The sequence below is a fragment of the Acinetobacter sp. ANC_7503 genome, assembly GCF_056780035.1.
In genome coordinates, this window is the sequence record NZ_JBWYJA010000047.1 from 1 (window position 1) to 225 (window position 225).

A 225-nucleotide genomic window follows, 5' to 3' on the forward strand; every position below is an offset into this window, starting at 1 on the left:
AACAAGTGACTGCACTGAAATACAAAGACCGTGCGACGGATGAGGAGCACATTGTTGAACTTGCGGGCATCTTCGTACAAATTGGTTTGTTGCCAAATACGGATTTCCTCAAAACGACAGAGGTTGAGCTTTCAAACCGTGGTGAGATTGTGATTAACGATCGCAACGAAACCAATGTAAAAGGTGTATTCGCTGCGGGTGACTGTACAACAGTACCTTATAAAC

The 225-nt window shown here is 44.0% G+C and carries 1 protein-coding gene; it reads left to right on the forward strand.

Annotated features, from left to right (window positions below; genetic code table 11):
- Window positions 1-225: FAD-dependent oxidoreductase (locus AC1M9M_RS14900; RefSeq protein WP_481596723.1), on the forward strand; the 225-nt coding region annotated here is incomplete at both ends.